Source organism: Streptomyces sp. NPDC040405 (assembly GCF_055595765.1).
Window position 1 is genome coordinate 634517 of the sequence record NZ_JBVIVI010000001.1, and the last position, 25965, is coordinate 660481.

Consider the following 25965-nt stretch of genomic DNA (forward strand, 5'->3'; position numbering starts at 1 on the left):
GACATTTCAGTTCCTCCGTAGCCCGCGACGGGGTCAGTTGTTGGTGGTGCCCATCGCCCGTTCGATAAGGCTGTCGACGTCCATGTCTGCGATGAGATGCGATTGGCTCTCTCGGATTTGAGGTGCCGTCGCCCCGGAGTTCATCAGCTCCACCAGCTTTTCCAGCACCCCCAGATCCTGGAATCGCTGGAGCGGCACGGTCGCCAGCACACGGCGCAGTCCGGCCTCATCCACTTCGGAAATGTCACTTATACCCGCCTCCGGCACCAGTTCCGTTCGCAGGTGCTCGGTGAGAACCGCAGGCGAGGGATAGTCGAAGATCAGCGTGGCGGGCAGCCGAATTCCCGTCGTGCTGGCCAGGCGATTACGCAGCTCCACGGCGGTGAGCGAATCGAAGCCGAGTTCGCTGAATGCCTGCCCCGCCGCGATATTCGTCGCATCGGCGTGCCCCAGCACCACGGCGATCTCTCCGCACACCAGCTCCAGCAGCAGTGCCGTCTGCTTCTCGACGGGCAGCGCCGTCAGCCGGTCCGCCAGGGGCTCACCCGTCGGGACACCGCCACCGGCGGCGGCACGGCGTGGCTGACGCACCAGCCCGCTCAACATGAGCGGCAGCTGTCCGGCCCGCGCCTGTTCCGCCAAGCTGATGAAGTCGAACTTCAGCGGAACCAACACCGGTTCCTCAGCGCGCAGACCGGCGTCGAACGACGTCATGCCTTCTTCGGTGGACAGCGGCTGCACTCCGCCGCGATTCATGCGGGCCTGGTCGGCCTGGTCCAGCGAGTTGGTCATACCGCTGATCTCGCCCCACAGGCCCCATGCCAGGGACACGGCGGGCAGCCCCTGCGCCCGCCGCCACTGCGCGAATGCGTCCAAGAAGGCGTTCGCCGCCGAGTAGTTGCCCTGCCCCGGACTGCCGAGCACTCCGGACGCGGAGGAGAACACCACGAAGGCGTCCAGATCCAGATCCGCGGTCAGCTCATGCAGCACCCACGCCGCATCGACCTTCGGCCGGAACACCGCGCCCAGACGCTCCGGGGTCAGGCTCGCGATCACCCCGTCATCGAGCACACCCGCCGTATGCACCACACCCGTCAGCGGCGCATCCGCGGGAATGCCCGCCAGCAGCTCGCGCAGGGAGGCACGATCGGCCACATCGCAGGCCATGATGTCGACCCGGGCGCCAAGGGCCTCCAACTCGGTCCGCAGCTCCTGCGCACCGTCCGCCGCCGCTCCTCGGCGGCTGGTCAGCACCAGGCTCCGCACACCGTGTGTCGACACCACATGCCGCGCAATCGCTCCGCCGAGCGTTCCGGTTCCCCCAGTGATCAACACCGTGCCTTCGGAGTCGAAGGCGGGCGACGTTTCCTGCTGGGGAGAGGCAGAGGTTGCCACGAGTCGTGGCGCGTATGCGGTGCCTGCGCGGACCGCGACCTGGGACTCGTCCGAGGCCAGGATGCTCGCGATCAGCTCCTCGGACGGCTCGCCTCCGTCCACATCCACCAGCACCACGCGGCCGGGGTTCTCCACCTGCGCTGAGCGCACCAACCCCCACACCGCCGCACCAGCCGGATCGCTCACCTCGGCGTCACCCTCAACGCCCACAGCACCCTCGGTGACCACGACCAAGCGGCCGGGCTCGGTCGAGGCCAGGAAGGTCTGCAACGACCCCAAGACCTCGGCACACAGCCGGTGCACTCCCTCGGCACCCTTCTCACCGGACCGGGCCCCCACCACCGTCACAGCAACCGGCTCCGCACCGGCCTGCGCCTCCAGCGCAACCCGCGACCACTCCACCCGGAACAGCCCATCGCTCCCCGCCGCAGCCCTCAGCTGCTCACCGGATACAGCCCGCATCACCAACGACTCCACCGACGCCACCGGCACACCGCCACCATCAGCGATCTCCAACGACAGCCCCTCAGACCCCACAGACGACAACCGCACCCGCAACACCGACGCCCCCGCCGCATGCAACGTCACCCCGTTCCACGCAAACGGCAACAACACCCCGTCGTCGTCCGGCTTGACGAACGCACCCGCGTGCAACGCCGCATCCAGCAACGCCGGATGCAACCCAAACCCCGACTCGCCGCCCGCATCCGAACCCAAAGCGACCTCGGCGAACACCTCGCCATCGCGCCGCCACACCGACCTCAACCCCTGGAACACCGGCCCATAGCCATAACCCCGCGCAGCCAGCTCCCCATACAGGCCCGACACGTCCACCGCCTCGGCCCCCACCGGCGGCCAGACCTCAAAGCCAAACCCGGCAGCCGGGCGCTCATCGCCCAACACACCGCGAGCGTGCCGAGTCCATGCCCCATCAGTCCCAGGCCCCTCGGCCCGCGAGTACACGGCGACCGAACGCGCCCCATCGGCCTCAACCCCGCCGACCGACACCTGCACCCGCACCGCACCCGTGTCCGGCACCACCAACGGCGCCTCGATCACCAACTCCCGCAACGACCCCGCGCCCACCTCATCCCCAGCACGGACCGCCAGCTCCACCAACGCCGCACCGGGCAACAGCACCACACCCGACACCGCGTGATCAGCCAGCCACGGCTGCACAGCCAACGACAACCGACCACTGCACACCACACCACCGGAGTCGGGAACACTCACGACGGAGCTGAGCAGTGGATGGCCCACCGACAGCGCAAGGTCGCCCGCAGATTCGTCCGGGATCAGCCAGTAGCGCTGCCGTTGGAAGGCGTACGTCGGGAGGTCAATGCGGTGTGCGCCCGTGCCCGCGAACACCTGCTCCCAGGCGACCTCGACCCCCCGGACGTGCAGCCGCCCAACGGCGGTGAGCAGCGCGCGGGGCTCATCGGCCACATCGCGGCGCAGGGTCGGCACACCGTCCTGCCCCACCATCGCGGTCAGAACACCATCCGGACCCAGCTCCAGGAACGTGGCCACCCCCTGCTTCCGCAGCACCTCCACCCCGTCGGCGAAGCGGACCGTGCCACGCACGTGCTCGACCCAGTACTCCGGCGAACACAACCGCGCAGGATCAGCCAGCTCACCCGTCAGGTTCGACACCACCGGAAGGCTCGGCTGGCTGTAGCTCAGACCGGCCGCGACCTGGCGGAAGTCGTCCAGCATCTCGTCCATGAGCGGCGAGTGGAAGGCATGCGACACCCGCAACCGCTTGACCCGACGACCCCTTGATTGCAGCTCGGCCGCGATGCGCAGCACCCCGTCCTCACCGCCGGACACCACCAGCGACGTCGGTCCGTTGATGGCCGCGATGCTCTCGCCGTCGGTCAACAGCGGGGTGACCTCGTCCTCGGCAGCCTCGACCGCCACCATCACGCCGCCCGCCGGAAGCCCCTGCATCAGGCGACCCCGGGCCACCACCAACGCCGCCGCGTCCTCCAGGGACCACACACCCGCCACATACGCGGCCACGACCTCGCCGATGGAGTGTCCCGCCACGTAATCGGGCCGCACGCCCCACGACTCCACCAGACGGAACAGCGCCACCTCCACCGCGAACAACGCAGGCTGCGCAAACCCCGTCTCGTCCAGCAGCTCGGAATCCCCGAAGACGATCTCCTTCAACGACCGCCCGAGAGGAAGGTCCACGGCAGCACACACCTGGTCGAACGCCTCCGCGAACACCGGATACGCCGCATACAGCTCACGCCCCATACCCACCCGCTGCGACCCCTGACCGGTGAAGACAACCCCCAACCGGCCGGAGGACACCTCCTCACCGCGCACCGAGGCCAGCGCATCCCGCGCCGCGTCGGCAGAGTCCGCCACCACCACCGCACGGTGATCAAAATGCGCCCGCGACGTCGCCAACGAGAACGCCACATCCGCCAGACTCACCGTGTCGTGATCGCCCAGGTAGGCCGCCATCCGCTCCGCCTGCGCCTGCAAGCCCTCAGCCGACTTCCCCGACACCACCAACGGCACCACCAGCGGCACCACACCACCGGACACCACACGCTCGACGGCAGGCTCCTCCACCACCTGCTCCAGCACCACATGCGCGTTCGTCCCGCTGATACCGAACGACGACACCGCCGCCCGGCGCGGCCGATCCGTCTCCGGCCACTCACGCGCCTCGGTCAGCAGCTCCACCGCACCCGCAGACCAATCCACCTGCGGCGAAGGGGCATCCACATGCAGCGTCTTCGGCAGCACACCATGCCGCATCGCCTCGACCATCTTGATAATCCCGGCCACACCCGCAGCAGCCTGCGCATGCCCGATATTCGACTTCAACGACCCCAACCACAGAGGTGAGTCGGACGGACGCTCCTGGCCGTACGTCGCCAACAGCGCCTGCGCCTCGATCGGATCGCCCAGCGACGTACCCGTACCGTGCGCCTCCACCACATCAACCTCGACGGACGACACACCCGCGTTCGCCAGCGCCTGCCGGATCACACGCTGCTGCGACGGACCATTCGGCGCCGTGATGCCGTTCGACGCGCCGTCCTGGTTCACCGCGACGCCTCGGACCACGGCAAGCACCTGGTGGCCGTTCGCCCGCGCATCCGACAACCGCTCCAGCAACAGCAGACCGACACCCTCGGCCCACGCCGTACCGTCCGCACCAGCCGCGAACGACTTGCACCGACCATCCGGAGCAAGACCACGCTGCTGCGAAAACTGAATGAAGGCGATAGGCGTCGACATGACGGCCACGCCGCCCGCCAATGCCAGGGAGCATTCTCCGGACTGCAATGCCTGGACTGCGGAATGCAATGCCACCAACGACGAAGAACACGCCGTATCCACCGTCACAGAGGGACCTTCGAGGCCAAGGGCATAGGAAACGCGGCCCGAGACCAGGCTTCCCGCGGCTACGGCCTCGGAGTAGTCGTGGTACATGGCTCCGGCGAAGACTCCGGTCCGGCTCCCGCGCAACGAGGTCGGGTCGATACCCGCCCGCTCCAGCACCTCCCACGACACCTCCAGCAGCAACCGCTGCTGCGGATCCATCGCCAGCGCCTCACGCGGACTGATCCCGAAAAACCCCGGATCGAACTCACCCGCATCATGCAAGAACCCGCCATGACGCACCGACGACTTCCCCACCCGGCCAGGATCCGGATCAAAAAGATTCGCCACATCCCAGCCACGGTCCTCCGGGAACAGGGAAATACCATCCCGGCCCTCCGACACCAGCCGCCACAGATCCTCGGGCGAACTCACACCACCCGGCAGACGGCAGCCCATCGCCACAATCGCCACCGGATCATCCGACACCGGCCCTACGACAGCCGAACCCACCACCGGCTCAGCCGCCACCTCGCCCACCAATTCCCCGCGCAAAAACTCCGCCAACACCACCGGCGACGGATAGTCAAAAATCAACGTCGCAGGCAACCGCAAACCAGAAACCGCATTCAACCGATTCCGCAACTCCACCGCCGTCAGCGAATCAAATCCCAAATCGCTGAACGCCTGCCGCGCCCCCACACTCCCGGCACTCGCATGCCCCAACACCACCGCCACCTCACCACACACCACATCCACCAACACCCGCCCCTGCTCCTCACGCGACAACCCCAACAACCGACCGGTCAAGGAGTCGCCGGTGGTGGTGTCGCCGGAGCTGGCGGTGCGGCGCCGTGGCTGGCGCACGAGCCCACGGAGCATCGCGGCCAGTTGGCCCGTCTCCGCGTGGTGGGCAAGGGAGGTGAAGTCGAACTTCACCGGCACCAACGTCGACTCGTCGGCGCAGAGGCCGATGTCGAACTGCGCCATGCCCTCATCGGAGGACAGCGGCTTGATGCCACTGCGGATCATCCGGGCCTGGTCGGCCTGGTCGAGCGTGCTGGTCATACCGCTGGTCTCGCCCCACAGGCCCCATGCCAGGGACACCGCGGGCAGCCCCTGCGCCCGCCGCCACTGCGCGAACGCGTCCAGGAACGCGTTCGCCGCCGAGTAATTGCCCTGCCCCGGGCCACCGAGCACTCCGGACGCAGAGGAGAACACCACAAAGGCGTCCAGATCCAGATCCGCGGTCAGCTCATGCAGCACCCACGCCGCATCGACCTTCGGCCGGAACACCGCACCCAGACGCTCCGGGGTCAGGCTCGCGATCACCCCGTCATCGAGCACACCCGCCGTATGCACCACACCCGTCAGCGGCGCATCCGCGGGAATACCCGCCAGCACATGGCTCAGATCCTCGCGGTCGGCCACATCGCACACGATCACCCGGACGTTCGCCCCGAGCTGCTCCAGCTCGGTGTTCAGCTCCTCGGCTCCGGCCGCGGCCATGCCTCGACGGCTGGCGAGCACGAGGTTGCGTACGCCGTGCTCCGATACGAGGTGGCGGGCGACCACACCGCCCAAGGTCCCCGTACCCCCGGTGATCAGAACCGTGCCCTCGGGGTTCAGCGGGGATGCCGACGTGGCGTTCTTCGCAGTCGTGCGCACCAGCCGTGGCGCGTATGCGGTGCCTGCCCGGACCGCCACCTGGGACTCGTCCGAGGCCAGGATGCTCGCGATCAGCTCCTCGGACGGCTCACCTCCGTCCGTATCCACCAGCACCACGCGGCCGGGGTTCTCCACCTGCGCGGAACGCACCAACCCCCACACCGCCGCACCAGCCGGATCGCTCACCTCAGCGTCACCCTCAACGCCCACAGCACCCTCGGTGACCACGACCAAGCGGCCGGGCTCGGTCGAGGCCAGGAAGGTCTGCAACGACCCCAAGACCTCGGCACACAGCCGGTGCACCCCCTCGGCACCCTTCTCACCGGACCGGGCCCCCACCACCGTCACAGCAACCGGCTCCGCACCGGCCTGCGCCTCCAGCGCAACCCGCGACCACTCCACCCGGAACAGCCCATCGCTCCCCGCCGCAGCCCTCAGCTGCTCACCGGATACAGCCCGCATCACCAACGACTCCACCGACGCCACCGGCACACCGCCACCATCAGCGATCTCCAACGACAGCCCCTCAGACCCCACAGACGACAACCGCACCCGCAACACCGACGCCCCCGCCGCATACAACGTCACACCATTCCACGCAAACGGCAACAAAACCCCATCCCCACCACCGCCGCCCGACTCCACGAACGCACCCGCATGCAACGCCGCATCCAGCAACGCCGGATGCAACCCAAACCCCGACTCGCCGCCCGCATCCGAACCCAAAGCGACCTCGGCGAACACCTCGCCATCGCGCCGCCACACCGACCTCAACCCCTGGAACACCGGCCCATAGCCATAACCCCGCCCAGCCAACTCCCCATACAGACCCGACACGTCCACCGCCTCGGCCCCCACCGGCGGCCAGACGTCAAAGGAGCGGGCAGGGGCCGGTACCTCGTTCGCGAGCTGACCGCTGGCGTGGCGAGTCCACGGCGTCTCGGACACCGCATCGTCGGGCCGCGAGTACACCGCGACCGGACGCGCCCCATCGGCCTCAACCCCGCCGACCGACACCTGTACCCGCACCGCGCCCGTGTCCGGCACCACCAACGGCGCCTCGATCACCAACTCCCGCAGCGATTCCGCGCCGACCTCATCCCCGGCACGGACCGCCAGCTCCACCAGCGCCGCGCCGGGCAACAACACCACACCCGACACCGCGTGATCAGCCAGCCACGGCTGAACAGCCAACGACAACCGACCACTGCACACCACACCACCGGTATCCGGCACCGGCATGACAGTGCTGAGCAACGGGTGCTCGGCCGCCAATGCCCCATCGGCTGCCGAAACGCCAGACGTCAGCCAGAAGCGCTGCCGCTGGAAGGCGTACGTCGGCAGATCGACGCGGCGCGCACCCGTCCCCGCGAACACCTGCTCCCAGTCGACCTCGACACCGCGCACGTGCAGCCGCCCGATGGCGGTGAGCAACGCGCGGGCCTCGTCGGCCACGTCGCGGCGCAGGGTCGGCACACCGTCCTGCCCCACCATCGCGGTCAGAACACCATCCGGACCCAGCTCCAGGAACGTGGCCACCCCCTGCGCCCGCAGAGCCTCCACCCCGTCCGCAAAACGGACCGTGCCACGCACATGCTCGACCCAGTACTCCGGGGAGCACAGCCGCGCAGGGTCAGCCAGCTCACCGGTCAGGTTCGACACCACCGGCAACTGCGGATCGCTGTAGGACAGACCCGCTGCGACCTGGCGGAAGTCATCCAGCATCGCGTCCATCAGCGGCGAGTGGAAGGCATGCGACACCCGCAACCGCTTGACCCGACGCCCCTCAAAACGCCCGACCACCGCCAAGACCGCGTCCTCAGCCCCAGAGAGCACCAGTGACGTCGCCCCATTGATGGCCGCGATGCTCACACCCTCGGTCAGCAGCGGGGCGACCTCATCCTCGCTGGCCTCGACCGCCACCATCACGCCGCCCGCCGGAAGCGCCTGCATCAGCTGGCCCCGCGCCACCACCAACGCCGCCGCATCCTCCAACGACCACACACCCGCCACATACGCGGCCACAGCCTCGCCGATCGAATGCCCCGCGACGAAGTCGGGCCGCACGCCCCACGACTCCACCAGACGGAACAGCGCCACCTCCACCGCGAACAACGCAGGCTGCGCAAACCCCGTCCCATCCAGCAGCTCGGAATCCCCGAAGACGATCTCCTTCAACGACCGCCCGAGAGGAAGGTCCACGGCAGCACACACCTGGTCGAACGCCTCCGCGAACACCGGATACGCCGCATACAACTCACGCCCCATGCCAAGCCGCTGCGACCCCTGACCGGTGAAGACAACACCCAACCGGCCGGAGGACACCTCCTCACCACGCACCGAGGCCAGCGCATCCCGCGCCGCATCAGCAGAATCCGCCACCACCACCGCACGGTGATCAAAATGCGCCCGCGACGTCGCCAGCGAGTAGGCCACGTCGGCCAGGCTCACCGCGTCGCGACCCTCCAGATAGGCCGCCAGCCGCTCCGCCTGCGCGCTCAGCGCGTCCGCCGACTTCCCCGACACCACCAACGGCACCACACCACCGAAAGCGACACGCTCAACCGCAGGCTCCTCCACCACCTGCTCCAGCACCACATGCGCATTCGTCCCGCTGATACCGAACGACGACACCCCCGCACGCCTCGGCCGATCCACCTCCGGCCACTCACGGGCCTCGGCCAGCAGCTCCACCGCACCCGCCGACCAATCCACCTTCGACGACGGCGCATCCACATGCAGCGTCTTCGGCAGCACACCCCGCCGCATCGCCTCGACCATCTTGATCACGCTGGCGACTCCGGCCGTCGCCTGGGTGTGGCCGATGTTGGACTTCAACGAGCCCAGCCACAGGGGACGGTCGGCCGGGCGCCCTTGGCCGTACGTGGCCAGCAGCGCCTGGGCCTCGATCGGGTCGCCCAGCGACGTACCCGTACCGTGCGCCTCCACCGCATCGATGTCCGTACCGATGAGACCGGCATTGGCGAGGGCCTGCCGGATCACCCGCTGCTGCGACGGACCATTCGGCGCCGTCAGACCATTCGACGCACCATCCTGATTCACCGCACTGCCCCGCACCACCGCAAGCACCTGGTGGCCGTTCGCCCGCGCATCCGACAACCGCTCCAACAACAGCAGACCGACACCCTCAGCCCACGCCGTACCGTCCGCACCGTCGGCGAACGCCTTGCAGCGGGCGTCCGCCGCCAGGCCGCGCTGCCGGGAGAACGCGACGAACGCACCCGGGGAGGCCATCACCGCGACGCCACCGGCCAGCGCGAGCGAGCACTCGCCCGAGCGCAGCGCCTGCGCGGCCAGGTGGATGGCCACCAGGGCCGAGGAGCACGCCGTGTCGATGGTGACCGCGGGGCCTTCGAAGCCGAAGCTGTAGGCCACGCGCCCCGAGGTGACGGCGCCCGCGCTGCCCGTGAGCGCATAGCCCTCGGCGCCGTCCTCGCCGTCCTCCAGGCTGGGGATGTAGTCCTGCGGCTTGGCTCCGGCGAACACGCCCACGCTGCGTCCGCGCAATGTGGCCGGGTCGATGCCAGCCCGCTCGAAGACCTCCCAGGACGCCTCCAGCAGCAGCCGCTGCTGCGGATCCATCGCCTGCGCCTCGCGCGGGCTGATGCCGAAGAAGGCCGCGTCGAAGTCGGCCGCGTCGGCGACGAAGCCGCCTTCCCTGACGTACGACTTCCCGGAGCGCTCGGGGTCCGGGTCGTAGATGCTCTCCAGGTCCCAGCCCCGGTCGGACGGGAAGGGGCTGATGCCATCGGTGCCACCGGCGACGAGCTCCCACAGGTCCTCGGGCGATGCCACCCCGCCCGGCAGACGGCAGCTCATGGCGACGATCGCGATCGGGTCCGTCTTCTCGGACTCGATCTCACGCAGCCGCGTATGGGCCTGGGAAAGGTCGGCGAGCGCACGCTTGAGGTAACCGCGGAGCTTGTCGTCGTTCGTCGTCATGGAAGGTTCTCCCCCTCAGGAGGTTCGGGCGGTGGTGCCGACGGTCACGAGGAGCCGAGCTCGCTCTCGGCGAAGTCGAAGAGCTCGTCGTCGGAAGCCGAGTCGAAGTCGAACTCCTCGTCGGCCTCGAAGGCGCCGTCGGCCGACGCCCACCTGGTGGCCAGCGCCTGGAGGCGCTTGACCACCTGTGTTTTCACCGTGTCCTCCAGGGCCGTGGATCCGAACGCCGCTTCCAGACGGTCGAGTTCGGACAGCACGGACACCTCGGGAGTGACCAACTGGTCCAGCAGATACCCGGCAAGAGCGGCAGGCGTCGGGTGGTCGAACACCGCGGAGGCGGGCAGTGTCAGCCCGGTGGCAGCCGTGAGCCGGTTGCGCAGCTCCACGCCGGTGAGGGAGTCGAACCCGATGTCCTTGAAGGCGCGGTCCGGCGCGATGACGTCCTTGCCCGGTCGGCCGAGGACGGTCGCAGCGTCGCCACGTACCAGCTCCACCAGGGTGCGCCGCTGCTCCGGTTCCGGCATCGACGCCAGACGGTCGGCCAGCGAGCCACCGGCAGCGGGGATCCCACCGGCCGCCGCAGGCACGCCCGCGGTGCGGCGAGGCCGGCGCACCAGCCCCCGCAGCATCGGCGGGAGCAGGTCTGCCCCCGCCTGTTCCGTCAGGGAGGCGATGTCGAACTTCACCGGCGCCAGCACCGCGTGCTCGCCACGCAGACCGACGTCGAACAGGTCCATGCCCTCTTCCGAAGACAGCGGTTCGATACCGGCGCGGCTCAACCGGGCCAGATCCGCGTCGCTCAACTTCCCCGTCATGGCGCTGGATTCGGCCCACTGCCCCCATGCCAGGGACACCGCGGGCAGCCCCTGCGCCCGCCGCCACTGCGCGAACGCGTCCAGGAAGGCGTTCGCCGCCGAGTAGTTGCCCTGCCCCGGACCACCGATCATTCCGGACGCGGACGAATACAGGACGAACGCGTCCAGGCCCAGATCGGCGGTCAGCTCGTGCAACACCAGGGCCGCATCGACCTTCGGCCGGAACACCCCGCCCAGCCGGTCCGGGGTCAGGCTCGCGATCACCCCGTCATCGAGCACACCGGCCGTATGCACCACTCCGGTCAGCGGCCTGTCCTCGGGTACGGCGTCCAGCACCGTACGCAGGGCATCGCGATCCGCCACGTCGCACGCGACCAGTGCGACGCTCGCCCCGAGCCCTTCCAGCTCGGTCTTCAGTTCTTCGGCACCTGCCGCCGCCGGTCCACGGCGGCTGGTGAGCACCAGATGGCGGACGCCGTGGGCGGACACCAGGTGACGGGCGACCACGCCACCGAGCGTTCCGGTGCCACCGGTGATCAGCACCGTGCCCTCGGGGTTCAGCGCCCGCTCCGCACCCGCCTGGGCGGACGTCGTGGAGTGCCGAGCCAGCCGCGGCGCGTAGACGTTCCCCGCCCGCACCGCCACCTGCGGCTCGCCCGAGGCCACCACGGTCGCGATCAGCTCATCGGACGGCTCATCCCGGTCCACATCCAGCACCACCACGCGGCCCGGGTTCTCCGCCTGCGCCGAGCGCACCAGACCCCACACCGCGGCACCCGCCGGGTCGGTGACCTCCGCGTCGCCGGACACCCCGACCGCGCCCCGCGTCACCACGACCAGGGGGTGCGTGGCGGACGAGGCGAGGAATGCCTGCAGTCCGGTGAGCACCTGTGCGACAAGCGCGTGGGCGCCCTCGGCCCCGTCCTCGGACGACATCGCCTCCAGCGACGTCACCTCCCCCAAGGCGACGGAACCGGCGGTGCCGACCCGATCGCCCTCGGGCCGTATCGCCACTGGGGACCACTCGACGTGGAACAGCGCGTCCTGTCCGGCCGTCGCCCTCAGTTCCTCGTCCGCGATCGGCCGCAGCACGAGCGAGTCCACCGACGCGACCGGCGCGCCCTCGCCATCAGCGATCTCCACCGACAGCGACGCGGGGCCGGTGGACACGAGCCGCACCCGCACCTCCGACGCGCCCGTGGCGTGCAGGGTTACGCCACGCCACTCGGCGGCCCGGCCCGGAAGCCCGGCAGCCTGTGCCGCGAACTCCAGAAGCGCCGGGTGGATGCCGAAATGCCCGGCAGTGGCGGTGTGCTGCTCGCCGAGTCCGATGTCGGCGAAGACATCGGTGCCGCGAGTCCACACCTGACGCAGCTCTCCGGAGAGGGCTTCCACCGGGGCGGGCTCCGCGTCGGCCGGAGGCCATACGTCCACGTTCGTCGGCGGGTTCGCCTCGGCGGCCGCCAGCGTCCCGGTCGCATGACGGGTCCAGGGCGCCTCGCCCTTCTCGGGCCTGGAGTAGATGTCCACCGGTCGCCGACCGGTGTCGTCCGAGGCGCCCACCGAGACCTGTACCCGTACCGAGCCCGTTTCCGGCAGCACGAGCGGCGCCTCGCTCACCAGCTCCGACAGGGAGCCCGCGCCGACCTCGTCACCCGCCCGAAGCGCCAGCTCGACCAGCGCCGACCCGGGTACGACGGGCACGCCCGACACCACATGATCGGCGAGCCACGGCTGCGCGGCCAACGACAACCGTCCGGTGCACAGCACACCGCCCGTGTCCGGAACGGCCACCACGGCGCTGAGCAGCGGATGATCCATCGATACGTCGCTCATGGCCGGTGTGCTCGCGGCCAGCCAGAACTTCTCCTGCTGGAAGGCGTACGTCGGCAAATCGACGCGGTGCGCGCCCGTGCCCGCGAACACCTGCTCCCAGTCGACCTCGACCCCCCGGACGTGCAGCCGCCCGATGGCGGTGAGCAGCGCGCGGGCCTCGTCGGCCACATCCCGGCGCAGGGTCGGCACACCGTCCTGCCCCACCATCGCGGTCAGAACACCATCCGGACCCAGCTCCAGGAACGTGGCCACCCCCTGCGCCCGCAGAGCCTCCACCCCGTCCGCAAAGCGCACCGTGCCACGTACATGCTCGACCCAGTACTCCGGGGAGCACAGCCGCGCAGGGTCAGCCAGTTCGCCCGTCAGGTTCGACACCACCGGAAGGCGCGGCTGGCTGTAGGACAGACCGGCCGCGACCTGACGGAAGTCGTCCAACATCGCGTCCATGAGCGGCGAGTGGAAGGCATGCGACACCCGCAGCTTCTTGACCCGACGACCCTCAAAGCGCTCCGTCACCGCCGAGACTGCATCTTCAGCTCCGGAGAGCACCAGAGACGTCGGTCCGTTGATGGCCGCGATGCTCACGCCGTCGGTCAGCAGCGGGGCGACCTCGTCCTCGCTGGCTTCCACGGCCACCATCACGCCGCCCGCCGGAAGGGCCTGCATCAGGCGACCACGGGCCACCACCAACGCCGCCGCATCCTCCAACGACCACACACCCGCCACATACGCGGCCACAACCTCACCGATCGAATGCCCCGCGACGTAGTCAGGTCGCACGCCCCACGACTCCACCAGCCGGAACAGCGCCACCTCGACAGCGAACAGCGCAGGCTGCGCAAACCCCGTCTGGTCCAGTAGCTCGGACTCGCCGAAGACGATCTCCTTCAACGACCGCCCGAGAGGAACATCCAGGGCCGCGCACACCGCATCGAACGCCTCCGCGAAGACCGGATAGGCCGCGTACAGCTCACGCCCCATACCAACCCGCTGCGACCCCTGACCGGTGAAAACAACCCCCAACCGGCCCGAAGCCACCTCCTCACCACGCACCGAGGCCAGCGCATCCCGCGCCGCATCAGCAGAATCCGCCACCACCACCGCACGGTGATCAAAATGCGCCCGCGACGTCGCCAGCGAGTAGGCCACGTCGGCCAGGCTCACCGCGTCGTGATCGCCCAGGTAGGCCGCCAGCCGCTCCGCCTGCGCCTGCAGGCCCTCAGCCGACTTCCCCGACACCACCAACGGCACCACACCACCGAAAGCGACACCCTCAACCGCAGGCTCCTCCACCACCTGCTCCAGCACCACATGCGCGTTCGTCCCGCCGATGCCGAATGCCGACACGCCCGCACGCCTCGGGCGGTTCGCCTCCGGCCACTCGCGCGCCTCCGTCAGCAGCTCGACCGCGCCCGCCGACCAATCCACCTTCGACGTCGGCGCGTCCACGTGCAGCGTCTTCGGCAGCACGCCCCGCCGCATCGCCTCGACCATCTTGATGATCCCGGCGACACCCGCCGTGGCCCCGGTGTGGCCGATGTTGGATTTCAGGGCTCCCAGCCACAGGGGCCGGTCGGCCGGGCGTTCCTGGCCGTACGTGGCCAGCAGCGCCTGCGCCTCGATCGGGTCCCCCAGCGACGTACCCGTACCGTGCGCCTCCACCGCGTCGACATCGGCGGACGAGACACCCGCGTTGGCGAGGGCCTGCCGGATCACCCGCTGCTGCGACGGACCGTTCGGCGCCGTCAGACCATTCGACGCACCGTCCTGATTCACCGCACTGCCCCGCACCACCGCAAGCACCTGGTGGCCGTTCGCCCGCGCGTCCGACAACCGCTCCAGCAGCAGCAGACCGACACCCTCGGACCACCCCGTGCCGTCGGCGGCCTCCGCGAACGCCTTGCAGCGGCCGTCCGCCGCCAGGCCGCGCTGCCGGGAGAACTCCACGAACACGCCCGGCGTGGACATCACCGCGACGCCACCGGCCAGCGCCAGCGAGCATTCGCCGCTGCGCAGGGCCTGGGTCGCGGAGTGCAGCGCCACCAAGGACGACGAGCATGCCGTGTCGATGGTGAGCGCGGGCCCTTCGAGCCCCAGCGTGTAGGAGATGCGCCCGGAGGCGACGCTCCCCGCGCTGCCGGTCAGCGCGTAGCCCTCGGTGCCCTCGGCGCCGCCGCCGAGGCGCGGGGTGTAGTCCTGCGATCCCATGCCGGTGAACACGCCCACGTCCTTGCCACGCAGGGACGTCGGGTCGATTCCGGCCCGTTCGAAGACCTCCCACGAGGTTTCCAGCAGCAGCCGCTGCTGGGGGTCCATCGCCAGCGCCTCACGCGGGTTGATGCCGAAGAATCCGGCGTCGAAGGCCGCGACGTCGTGCAGGAATCCGCCGCGACGCACATACGACGTGCCTGCGGCGTCCGGGGCGTCGGAGAACAGATTCTCCAGGTCCCAGCCCCGGTCGGTCGGGAAGTCGCAGACCGCTTCGCGCCCCTCGGACAGCAGGTCCCACAGCTCCTCCGGGGACCGCACCCCGCCGGGCAGTCGGCAGCTCATCGCCACGATCGCGATGGGGTCGTGGGCGGCGGACGAGCCCGGCTCGGCCACGGTATCCGCAGGGGCAGCGGCAACCTCCGTTGCCTGGTCGCCGAGGAGTTCGGTGCGCAGATGGTCCGCCAGCGCCACCGGGTTGGGGTAGTCGAAGACCAGGGTGGCCGGGAGTCGCAATCGGGTGGCGGCCATCAGGCGGTTGCGCAGTTCCACCGCCGTGACCGAGTCGAACCCGATCTCCTTGAACGCCCGTGCCGCCGCCACGGTCTCGCGGTCCGCGTGTCCCAGTACGGAACCCGCCTCCCCGCGCACCAGGTCCGTCAGGGTCCGGCGCTGCTCGGCGCCGGACAGCTCCAGCAGCCGGGCGCGGAGCGCGGAGGCGGTGCCGTCCGTCGCGTCCTCGCTGGTGGCGGCCAGCAGGTCGGTGACCTCCGGGAGGCCGCGCAGCAGCGGCCGCGGCCGCGCCATGGTGAACGTCGGCGCGAAGCGGCTCCAGTCCATTCCGGCGACGACCAGGTGTGCCCGGTCGTGCTCGACCGCCCGTGCCAGTGCGGTGACGGCGAGGTGCGGGGCCATGAGGGTGACGCCGAGCCGGGTCATCTCGGCGGCCATCGACTCGTCCACCATGCCACCGCCCGCCCAGGCGCCCCAGGCGATCGAGGTGGCGGTGCGGCCTCGGGCGCGGCGGCGCTGGGCCAGGGCGTCGAGGTAGGCGTTGGCACCGGCGTACGAGGTGAGGCCGGAACTGCCCCAGGCGGTGGCGCCGGAGGAGAAGAGCACGAACGCGTCCAGTTCGTGATCGGTCAGCACCTCGTCAAGGTTCCTGGCCCCGGCGATCTTGGCGTTGCCCATCTCGACGAACCGCTCCACGTCGAGTTCGGACAGGGGCGCCTCGGTCTGGTTCGCCCCGGCGAGGTGCAGTACGGCGGTCAGGGGGTGTTCGTCGGGGACGAGGTCGAGCAGCCCGGCGACGGCGTCCCGGTCGGCGACGTCGCAGGCGGCGATGGTGACCTGTGCGCCCCGTTCTTCCAGCTCGGCGCGGAGATCGGCGGCGCCCGGGGCGTCGTCCCCCCGGCGGCTGGTGAGGATCAGATGCGTGGCGCCCCGCTCGGCCAGCCACCGGGCCACATGTGCGCCGGTGCCGCCGGTGCCACCGGTGATCAGTACGGTCCCGGCCGGTGTCCAGGGGGTGGCGGGCGGGCCGTCCAGGGGCGCGCGCAGCATACGTCGGGCATAGAGGCCGTCGGTACGGATGGCGAGCTGGTCCTCGCCGTCCGCCGCCGCCAGCGCCGCGCAGAGCAGGCCGATCGTGCGGCCGTCGGCGTCGGCGGGCAGGTCGACCAGACCGCCCCAGGTGTCCGGGTGGTCGAGTGCCAGTACGGTGCCGACCCCCCACATCATGTGCTGGAGTTCGCTGGTCAGCTCGGCGGAGTCGGCCACCGCGACGCCGCCGGAGGTGACCGCCCAGAGGGGGGCGGTGATTCCCGCGTCGCCGAGTGCCTGCACCAGGGTGACGGTGTTGATCGCGCCCCGTGACCAGGTGGAGTGGACGGGGTGGGGGCGGTCGTCGAGAGCCAGGAGGGACAGGACACCGGCCACCGGCTCGTCGGGCAGCAGTTCGGCGAGCTGCTCGCGCTCGCGGTCGTCGGCCTCGATGCGGAGGATGCGTACGCCGCGCTCGGTGAGGCCGTCGAGGATCGCGTCGGTGAGTGTGCCCGGCTCGGCGCCGAGCACCACGAGCCAGGTGCCGGAGGCCGTGTGGGGGCCGGAGTTCACGCGCTCCCAGTCGAGGCGGTAGAGCCATCCGTCGACAACGGACTGTTCGTGCTGTCGGCGCCGCCAGGACGACAGCGCGGGCACCACCTGGTCCAGCACCGAGACGTCCAGTTGCAGGTCGTCGGCGAGCGAGCCGGTGTCTCCGGAGTCGATGGCGGCCCAGAACACCGCGTCGGCCGGGTCGGCCGCCCGCATGGGCTTGTCCCCCGCGTCCAGCCAGTAGCGCTGGTGCTGGAAGGGGTAGGTGGGCAGGGTGACATGCCGGGTACCGTCCTGGTCGAACGCGGCCGTCCAGTCCACGTCCACACCCGCCGCGTACGCCTCACCCACCGAGGACAGGAAACGTCGCAGCCCGCCCTCGTCACGCCGCAGCGAACCCACGACGACGCCATCGACGCCTGCCGCGTCCATGGACTCGCCCAGCACGAACCCGAGCACGGGATGCGGGCTCATCTCGACAAACACCCGCTGGCCACGGTCCAGCAGCTGCCCGGTGACCTCGTCCAGCAGCACCGTCCGGCGCAGATTCCGGTACCAGTACGCGGCGTCCAGACCGGCGGTGTCCAGCACCTCACCGGTCACCGTCGAGTGGAACGGAATAGCCGAGGAGACCGGGCGCACCGAGCCCAGCACCTCCAGCAACTCCGCCTCGATCTGCTCCACCTGGGCCGAGTGCGAGGCGTAATCCACCGGCACCCGGCGAACCCGCACCCCCTCCGACTCCAGGGCCTCCATCAGCGCGTCCAGCGCACCGACCTCACCGGCCACCACCGTGGACGACGGACCGTTGACCGCCGCCACCGACAGCCCCTCGCCCAGCCGGCCCGCCACCACGTCCACCGGCAGCGCCACCGACGCCATGCCCCCACCACCGGCCAGCCGCGAAGCGATCACCTGGCTCCGCCGCGCCACCACCAAGGCACCGTCCTCCAACGACAGCCCACCCGCCACACACGCCGCCGCGATCTCCCCCTGGGAATGCCCCACCACACATCCCGGCACCACGCCGAACGAACGCCACAGCCCGGCCAGCGACACCATCACCGCCCACAGAACCGGCTGGACCACATCCACCCGCTCCAACAGGGCCTCATCGCCCAGCGCGTCGCGGAGCGACCAGTCCACGAAGGGCGCCAGCGCCTCTTCACACGCGGTCATGTGCTCCGCGAACACCTGGGACGAGGCGATCAGTTCGCTGGCCATCCCCACCCACTGCGCCCCCTGCCCGGGGAACACGAACACCACATCACCAGCACCAGCACCCGCACCACCGCCGCTCCCACCCGACAACCCCAGCAGCCCGGACAGGGCGTCACTACGAGAGTCCGCCACCACCACACCACGACACTCAAAGTCCGAACGCCCCACCAGAGACGCGCCCACATCGCGCAGCTCGACCTCGGGGTTGCTCCCCACGAAGGACGCCAGCCGCTCCGCCTGCGCGCTCAGCGCCTCCGGCGACTTCGCGGACAGCACCAGCGGCACCACACCCTCCGGCGCCGGGGCCCGCTCCACGGCCTCGCTCTCCACCCCTTCGAGAATCACATGGGCGTTGGTGCCGCTCAGCCCGAAGGAGGAGACGCCGACGCGGCGCGGCTCATCGCGCCGGGGCCACTCGCGGGCCTCGGTCAGCAGCTCCACCGCGCCCGCGGACCAGTCCACTTCCGGTGTCGGCTCGTCCACGTGGAGTGTCTTCGGCAGCACCCCGTGCCGCATGGCCTCGACCATCTTGATGACCCCGGCCACACCGGCGGCCGACTGGGCGTGGCCGATGTTGGACTTCAGGGATCCCAGCCACAGGGGACGGTCCTCGGCGCGCTCCTGCCCGTACGTCGCCAGCAGCGCCTGCGCCTCGATCGGGTCGCCCAGCGACGTACCCGTACCGTGCGCCTCCACCACATCGACATCCACCGCCGACAACCGCGCGTTCGCCAACGCCTGCCGGATCACCCGCTGCTGTGCCGGACCATTCGGCGCCGTCAAACCATTCGACGCACCATCCTGATTCACCGCGGAACCCCGCACCACGGCCAGCACCTCGTGGCCATGACGCCGCGCGTCCGACAGCCGCTCCAGCAGCAGCAGCCCCACGCCCTCGGAGAAGCCGGTGCCGTTGGCGCCCGCCGCGAACGCCCTGCACCGGCCGTCCGGGGAGAGCCCGCGCTGGCGGGAGAACTCCACGAACATCTGGCTGTCGGACATGACGGCCGCGCCACCGGCGAGCGCCATCTCCGATTCGCCGGAGCGCAGCGACTGCACGGCGAGGTGAATGGCCACCAGCGACGACGAGCAGGCGGTGTCCACCGTCACCGACGGGCCTTCGAGGCCCAGGGTGTACGACACCCGGCCCGAGGCGAAGCTGCCCGCGCTGCCCCGCCCGAGGTACGCCTCCAGGTCCTCGGGAACCTCATGCACCCGGGGGGCGTAGTCGTGGTGCATCAGCCCGGTGTAAAAGCCGATGTTCCGGCCGCGCAGGGAGGCCGGTGCGATACCGGCCCGTTCGAAGACCTCCCATGAGGTCTCCAGCAGCATCCGCTGCTGCGGGTCCATGGCGAGGGCCTCACGAGGGGAGAGCCCGAAGAACGCCGCGTCGAACCCGGTGGCGTCCTCGATGAAGCCGCCCTCGCGCACGTAGGACTTCCCGGGCACGTCGGGGTCCGGGTCGTACATCCCCGCCACGTCCCAGCCGCGGTCCGCGGGGAACTCCGAGATGGCGTCGACGCTCTCGGACACCAGCCGCCACAGGTCCTCGGGAGAGGTCACCCCGCCCGGCAGACGACAGGCCATGCCGACGATCGCGATGGGTTCCCACGCCTTTTCCTCGACCTCGCGCAGCCGCCGAGTGGCCTGACGCGCGGTGGCGACAGCCTTGTTGAGGTAGTCGCGGTACTTCGTGTTGTCCACCATGGAAGGTCAGCTCCTCGCGGGAATCCAGCAGGCCGGGGCGTCGGGAATCACTGAATTCGTCAGGAAATACTGAATTCGTTGTCGATGATGTCGAAGACCTCGTCGTCGCTCACCGACGCGAGATCGTCGTCGCTCTCGCCTCCGGCCGTTGAGTCCGGGCTCCACTTGGCCGCGAGGGCCTGCAGGATCGTGGTGACCCGGCCGCGCACGGCGGGGTCGTCGGCCACCGAGGCGAGCGCGGCCGCCAGCTTCTCCGCCTCGGTCACCGCGTGGTGGACAGCGGGACCGCTCTCCGGGACCAGCCCTTCCCGCAGATGGCGCACCAGGACTTCCGGCGTCGGGTGGTCGAAGAGCAGGGTGGCGGGCAGCCGCATCCCGGTGGCCGCGGACAGCTTGTTGCGCAGTTCTACGGCCGTGAGCGAGTCGAGCCCCAGTTCCTGGAAGGCCCGGCCCGGCTCGATGGCCTGCACGCCGGTGTGTCCGAGCACCACCGCGGCCTCCGCCCGCACCAGGTCCAGCAGGGTGGCCGCCTGCTCGTCCTCGGTGAGCCCGGCGAGTCGTCGGCGGAGCGAGTCGGCCGTGGCGAGATCGGTGCGCCGGGCCCTGGCCTCGGCGGCGACGATGCGGCGGGCCTCGGGCAGGCCCTGGAGCAGCGCGCTCGGCCGGGCGGAGACGAAGGCCGGGACGAACTTCTTCCAGTCGATGCTGGCGACGGTCATCGTGGTCTCGCCGCCGGTCAGCAGCTGCTCCAGCGCGGAGAGCATCGGCTCGGGCGGTACCGGGCCGATGCCCTGACGGCGCAGCTGTGGCGCCGAGGTGGCATCGACCATGCCACCGCCCGCCCAGGCTCCCCAGGCCACCGAGGTGGCGGGCTTGCCGAGGCCGCGCCGGTACTGGGCGAGGGCGTCCAGGTAGGCGTTTCCGGCGGAGTAGGCGCTTTGGCTGCCGCTCCCCCACACTCCGGCGATCGAGGAGAACAGCACGAACGCGTCGAGGGAGTGCCCGTCGAGCAGTTCGTCGAGGTGTGCGGCCCCGGCGGCCTTCGCGGACACGATGTCGGCGAACTCCGCCACGGTGGTGTCGGCAAGTGCGCCGAAGCCGTTGACTCCGGCGGCGTGCACCACGGCCCGGACCTTGTCCCCGTCGGCCTCCAGCCGCGCCAGGAGTTCCGCGAGCGCCTGCCGGTCCGCCACATCGCAGGCGCCGAGGGTCACGCGGGCGCCCATCGCGGCGAGTTCGGCCTGGAGGTCGGTGGCACCGGGGCTGTCCGCGCCGCGACGGCTGACGAGTACGAGGTGTTCGGCGCCCTTCCCCGCGAGCCACTTCGCGACATGGGCGCCGAGTGCTCCCGTACCGCCGGTGATGAGGACCGTGCCCGAGGGCCGCCACGCGGGCTCGTCCGCGGAGCGGTCGAGCCGCGCCCGCTCCAGGCGGCGTACGAACACCCCGTCCTCGCGCAGCGCGAACTGGTCCTCGCCCTCGCAGCCCCCGCCCAGCACGGTGGCCAGCCGCGCACACGCCGGGGCGTCGAGCTTCGCGGGGAGGTCGACCAGTCCGCCCCAGCGCGCGGGGTGTTCCAGCGCGGCCACCTGGCCGAGGCCCCAGTGCGCGGCCTGGGCCGGGCACCGTACCGGGTCGGTGGCGTCGATGGTCAAGGCATCGGTGGTCACCGCGCCCGTGGTCACCGCGCCCTGGGTGGCGGACCACAGGGGTGCGTCGATCGCCGCGTCGCCCAGCGCCTGGACCAGGGTGAGCGTGGCGGCGAGTCCTCGGGTGACGCCCGGCCGGTCGGGGAGCGCGGTCTCGTCCAGGGCGAGCAGCGACAGTACGCCCGCGAGGTCGTGCCCCTCGGCGAGTTCACCGATCCGCTGGGCGAGCGCCGCACGGTCGGTGTCGGCCACCGGCAGCAGGAGGGGCTGCGCGCCGTGCTCGCTCAGCGCGGCCAGGCTCGCCCGTACGACATCGTCGTCCGCGTGCGCGGCGGGAGCCGCGACCAGCCAGGTGCCGGTGGTCGAGGGGGCGTCGGGCACCTCGGCCTGGACCCAGCCGGTCCGGTACGCCAGGCTGTCGAGACCGGACGCGTGGTTCTGGCGCGCCAGCCGGGCTTCGGCGAGCTGTTCCGGTGTGACCTGGCGCCCGATGAGCGCGTCGATCCGCGCGACGGGCATGCCGCTCTGGTCCGTGACGGTCACCTGCCACACGTCGTCGCCCTGGGGTACGAAGTGCGCGCGCAGCCGTGCGGCGCCGTGCGCCCACAGCGTGACGCCGTTCCAGGAGAAGGGCAGGCGGGGAAGGCCGGTGCCGTAGATCAGCGGGGCGTGCAGCGACGCGTCGAGGAGCGCGGGGTGCAGGGCGAACCGGGCCGCGTCCTCCCGCTGCTGCTCCGGCAGGGCCACCTCGGCGAAGATTTCCTCGCCGCGGGTCCACACCGCGCGCAGCCCCTGGAACGCGGGCCCGTACTCGTATCCCCGCTCCGCCAGTCGCTCGTACACCGTGCCGACGTCCAGCGGTACGGCGGTGGCCCCGGCCGGTGGCCAGGCCGCCGGCGGCTCGGCGGGCTCCGGGCTCTCGGCCACCAGGGTGCCGCTGGCGTGGCAGGTCCACTCCGCGTGGGCCCCCTCCGCCACCGTCCCGGACTCGGGCCGGGAGAACACGGACACGGCCCGGCGGCCGGTCTCGTCCACCCCGCCGACCTCGACGCGCACCTGGATGTCGCCGTCCGGCGGCAGGATCAGGGGCGCCTCGATCACCAGTTCCTCGATGACGCCGCAGTCGACCTCGTGGCCCGCGCGGAGGACCAGGTCCACGAAGCCGGTGCCGGGCAGGAGGGCCGTGCCCCACACCGCGTGGTCGGCCAGCCAGGGGTGCGTACGGGTGGACCAACGCCCCGTGAGAACAAGGGCGTGGGAGCCGGGCAGCTCCACTGCCGCGCCCAGCAGGGGGTGGTCCGGTGCGGACAGCCCCGCGGTCGCCACATCGCCCGTCGGACGCTCGGCCCGCAGCCAGTAGCGCTCGTGCTGGAAGGGGTAGGTGGGCAGGGTGACATGCCGGGTGCTGGACTGGTCGAACGCGGCCGTCCAGTCCACGTCCACACCCGCCGCGTACGCCTCACCCACCGAGGACAGGAAACGCCGCAGCCCACCCTCGTCACGCCGCAGCGACCCCACCACGACGCCGTCCACGCCCGCCGCGTCCACCGACTCGCCCAGTACGAATCCGAGCACCGGATGCGGGCTCATCTCGGCGAATACCCGACGCCCGCTCTTCAACAGCGCACCGGTCACATCCCCCAGCAACACCGGCTGCCGCAAATTCCGATACCAATACCCCGCATCGAGTTCAGCGGTATCCAGCACTTCGCCCGTCACCGTCGAATGGAACGGAACCGACGAGGACACCGGGCGCACCGAACCCAGCACCTCCAGCAATTCGGCCTCGATCTGCTCCACCTGAACCGAATGCGACGCGTAATCCACCGGAATCCGCCGGACCCGCACCCCCTCCGACTCCAGAACCTCCACCAAAGCCTCCAGCGGGCCCACCTCGCCCGCGACCACCGTCGACGACGGACCGTTCACCGCCGCCACCGACAGCCCCTCGCCCAACCGCTCCGCCACCACATCCGACGGCAGCGCCACCGACACCATTCCCCCGCCCCCGGCCAGCCGCGAAGCGATCACCTGGCTCCGCCGCGCCACCACCAGCGCACCGTCCTCCAACGACAGCCCACCCGCCACACAGGCCGCCGCGATCTCGCCCTGCGAATGCCCCACCACACCCACCGGCTCGACTCCGAACGACCGCCACAGCCCCGCCAGCGACACCATCACCGCCCACAGAACCGGCTGGACCACATCCACCCGCTCCAACGCGTCCTCGTCGCCCAGCACATCGAACAAAGACCACCCCACAAACGGCGCCAGGGCCTCGGCACACCGCTCCATCCACCCCGCGAAAACCTCCGACTCCCCCAACAACTCCGCCGCCATACCCACCCACTGCGCCCCCTGCCCGGGGAACACGAACACCACATCCCCGGAACCCGCGCTCACGCCCGCGCCCGCCAGTCCCGACAACCCGCTCGCAGCCTCACCGCACGAACCCGCCACCACCACACCACGGCACTCGAAACCCGAACGCGCCACCAACGACGCCCCCACATCGGAAAGCTCAACGGCGGGGTTCGCGGCCAGGAAAGACACCAGACGCCCGGCCTGCGCGCTCAACGCCTCCGGCGACTTCGCCGACAGCACCAGCGGCACCACGCCGCCCGGCACCACCCGCTCGTCCTCCGCCGCCGCCTCGGGCTGTTCGAGGATCACATGGGCGTTGGTGCCGCTGATGCCGAACGAGGACACCCCGGCCCGGCGCGCACGGCCCGTCTCCGGCCACGCACGCGATTCCGTCAGCAGCTCCACCGCGCCCGCCGACCAGTCCACCGCCGACGTAGGCGCATCCACATGCAGCGTCTTCGGCAGCACCCCGTGCCGCATCGCCTCGACCATCTTGATGACCCCGGCCACACCGGCAGCCGCCTGCGCATGCCCGATGTTCGACTTCAACGACCCCAGCCACAGGGGCCGGTCCTCGGCCCGCTCCTGCCCGTACGTCGCCAGCAGAGCCTGCGCCTCGATCGGATCGCCCAGCGACGTACCCGTACCGTGCGCCTCCACCACATCGACATCCACCGCCGACAACCGCGCGTTCGCCAACGCCTGACGAATCACCCGCTGCTGTGCGGGGCCGTTCGGCGCCGTCAAACCATTCGACGCGCCGTCCTGGTTCACCGCGGAACCCCGCATCACAGCCAGCACCTGGTGGCCGTTCGCCCGCGCGTCCGACAGCCGCTCCAGCAGCAGCAGACCGACACCCTCGGACCAGCCCGTGCCGTCGGCGGCGTCCGCGAACGCCTTGCAGCGGCCGTCCACGGCCAGGCCGCGCTGCCGCGAGAACTCGATGAAGCTCCCCGGCGTGGACATCACGCACACGCCACCGGCCAGCGCCAGCGTGCACTCGCCCGAGCGCAGGGCCTGCGCCGCGAGATGCATCGCGACCAGCGACGACGAACACGCGGTGTCCACCGTCACCGCCGGGCCCTCGAAACCGAGGGTGTACGACACCCGGCCGGACACCACGCTGCCCGCGCCACCGGTCAGCACATAGCCCTCGATCTCCTCGGATCCCGTGCCCATGCGCGGCGCGTACTCCTGACCGGCGACACCGGCGAACACTCCGACGTGGCGGTCGGGCAGCCCGGTGGGGTCGATCCCGGCCCGTTCGAAGACCTCCCACGACGTCTCCAGCAGCAGCCGCTGCTGCGGGTCCATCGCCAGCACCTCACGCGGGCTGATCCCGAAGAACCCGGCGTCGAACCCGGCGACGTCGTCGAGGAAGCCGCCCTCCCGTACGTACGAGGTCCCCGACGCGTCCGGGTCCGGGTCGTACAGCCCCGCCAGATCCCAGCCACGGTCCGCCGGAAACTCCGAGATCCCGTCCACACCCTCGGACACCAGCCGCCACAGATCCTCGGGCGAGGCCACCCCGCCCGGCAGACGGCACCCCATCGCCACGATCGCGATGGGTTCCGTCCGTGCGCTCTCGGCCTCGCGCAGCCGCTCACGGGTCTTCTGCAGCTCGGTCGAGACCCGCTTGAGGTAAGCGAGGGACTTGTCTTCGTTCGTCATGGTTCCTCGTCTCGTATGTCCGTAGG

1 protein-coding gene and 2 pseudogenes are annotated in these 25965 nt (G+C 70.7%); all 3 read right to left on the bottom strand.

Translation table 11 applies throughout. The annotated features are described in order from the left end of the window. Positions 1-33 precede the first annotated feature (33 nt). Positions 34-10353, bottom strand: a pseudogene (locus tag ACZ59A_RS02845) (SDR family NAD(P)-dependent oxidoreductase); the annotation flags it as partial. A 65-nt stretch (positions 10354-10418) separates the two neighbouring features. Then, positions 10419-20252 (bottom strand): type I polyketide synthase, encoded by a 9834-nt coding sequence (locus ACZ59A_RS02850; RefSeq protein WP_470954610.1) that lies wholly within the window; start codon positions 20250-20252, stop codon positions 10419-10421. A gap of 62 nt (positions 20253-20314) precedes the next feature. Continuing rightward, a pseudogene (locus tag ACZ59A_RS02855) lies at positions 20315-25900 on the bottom strand (type I polyketide synthase); the annotation flags it as partial. Positions 25901-25965 lie beyond the last annotated feature (65 nt).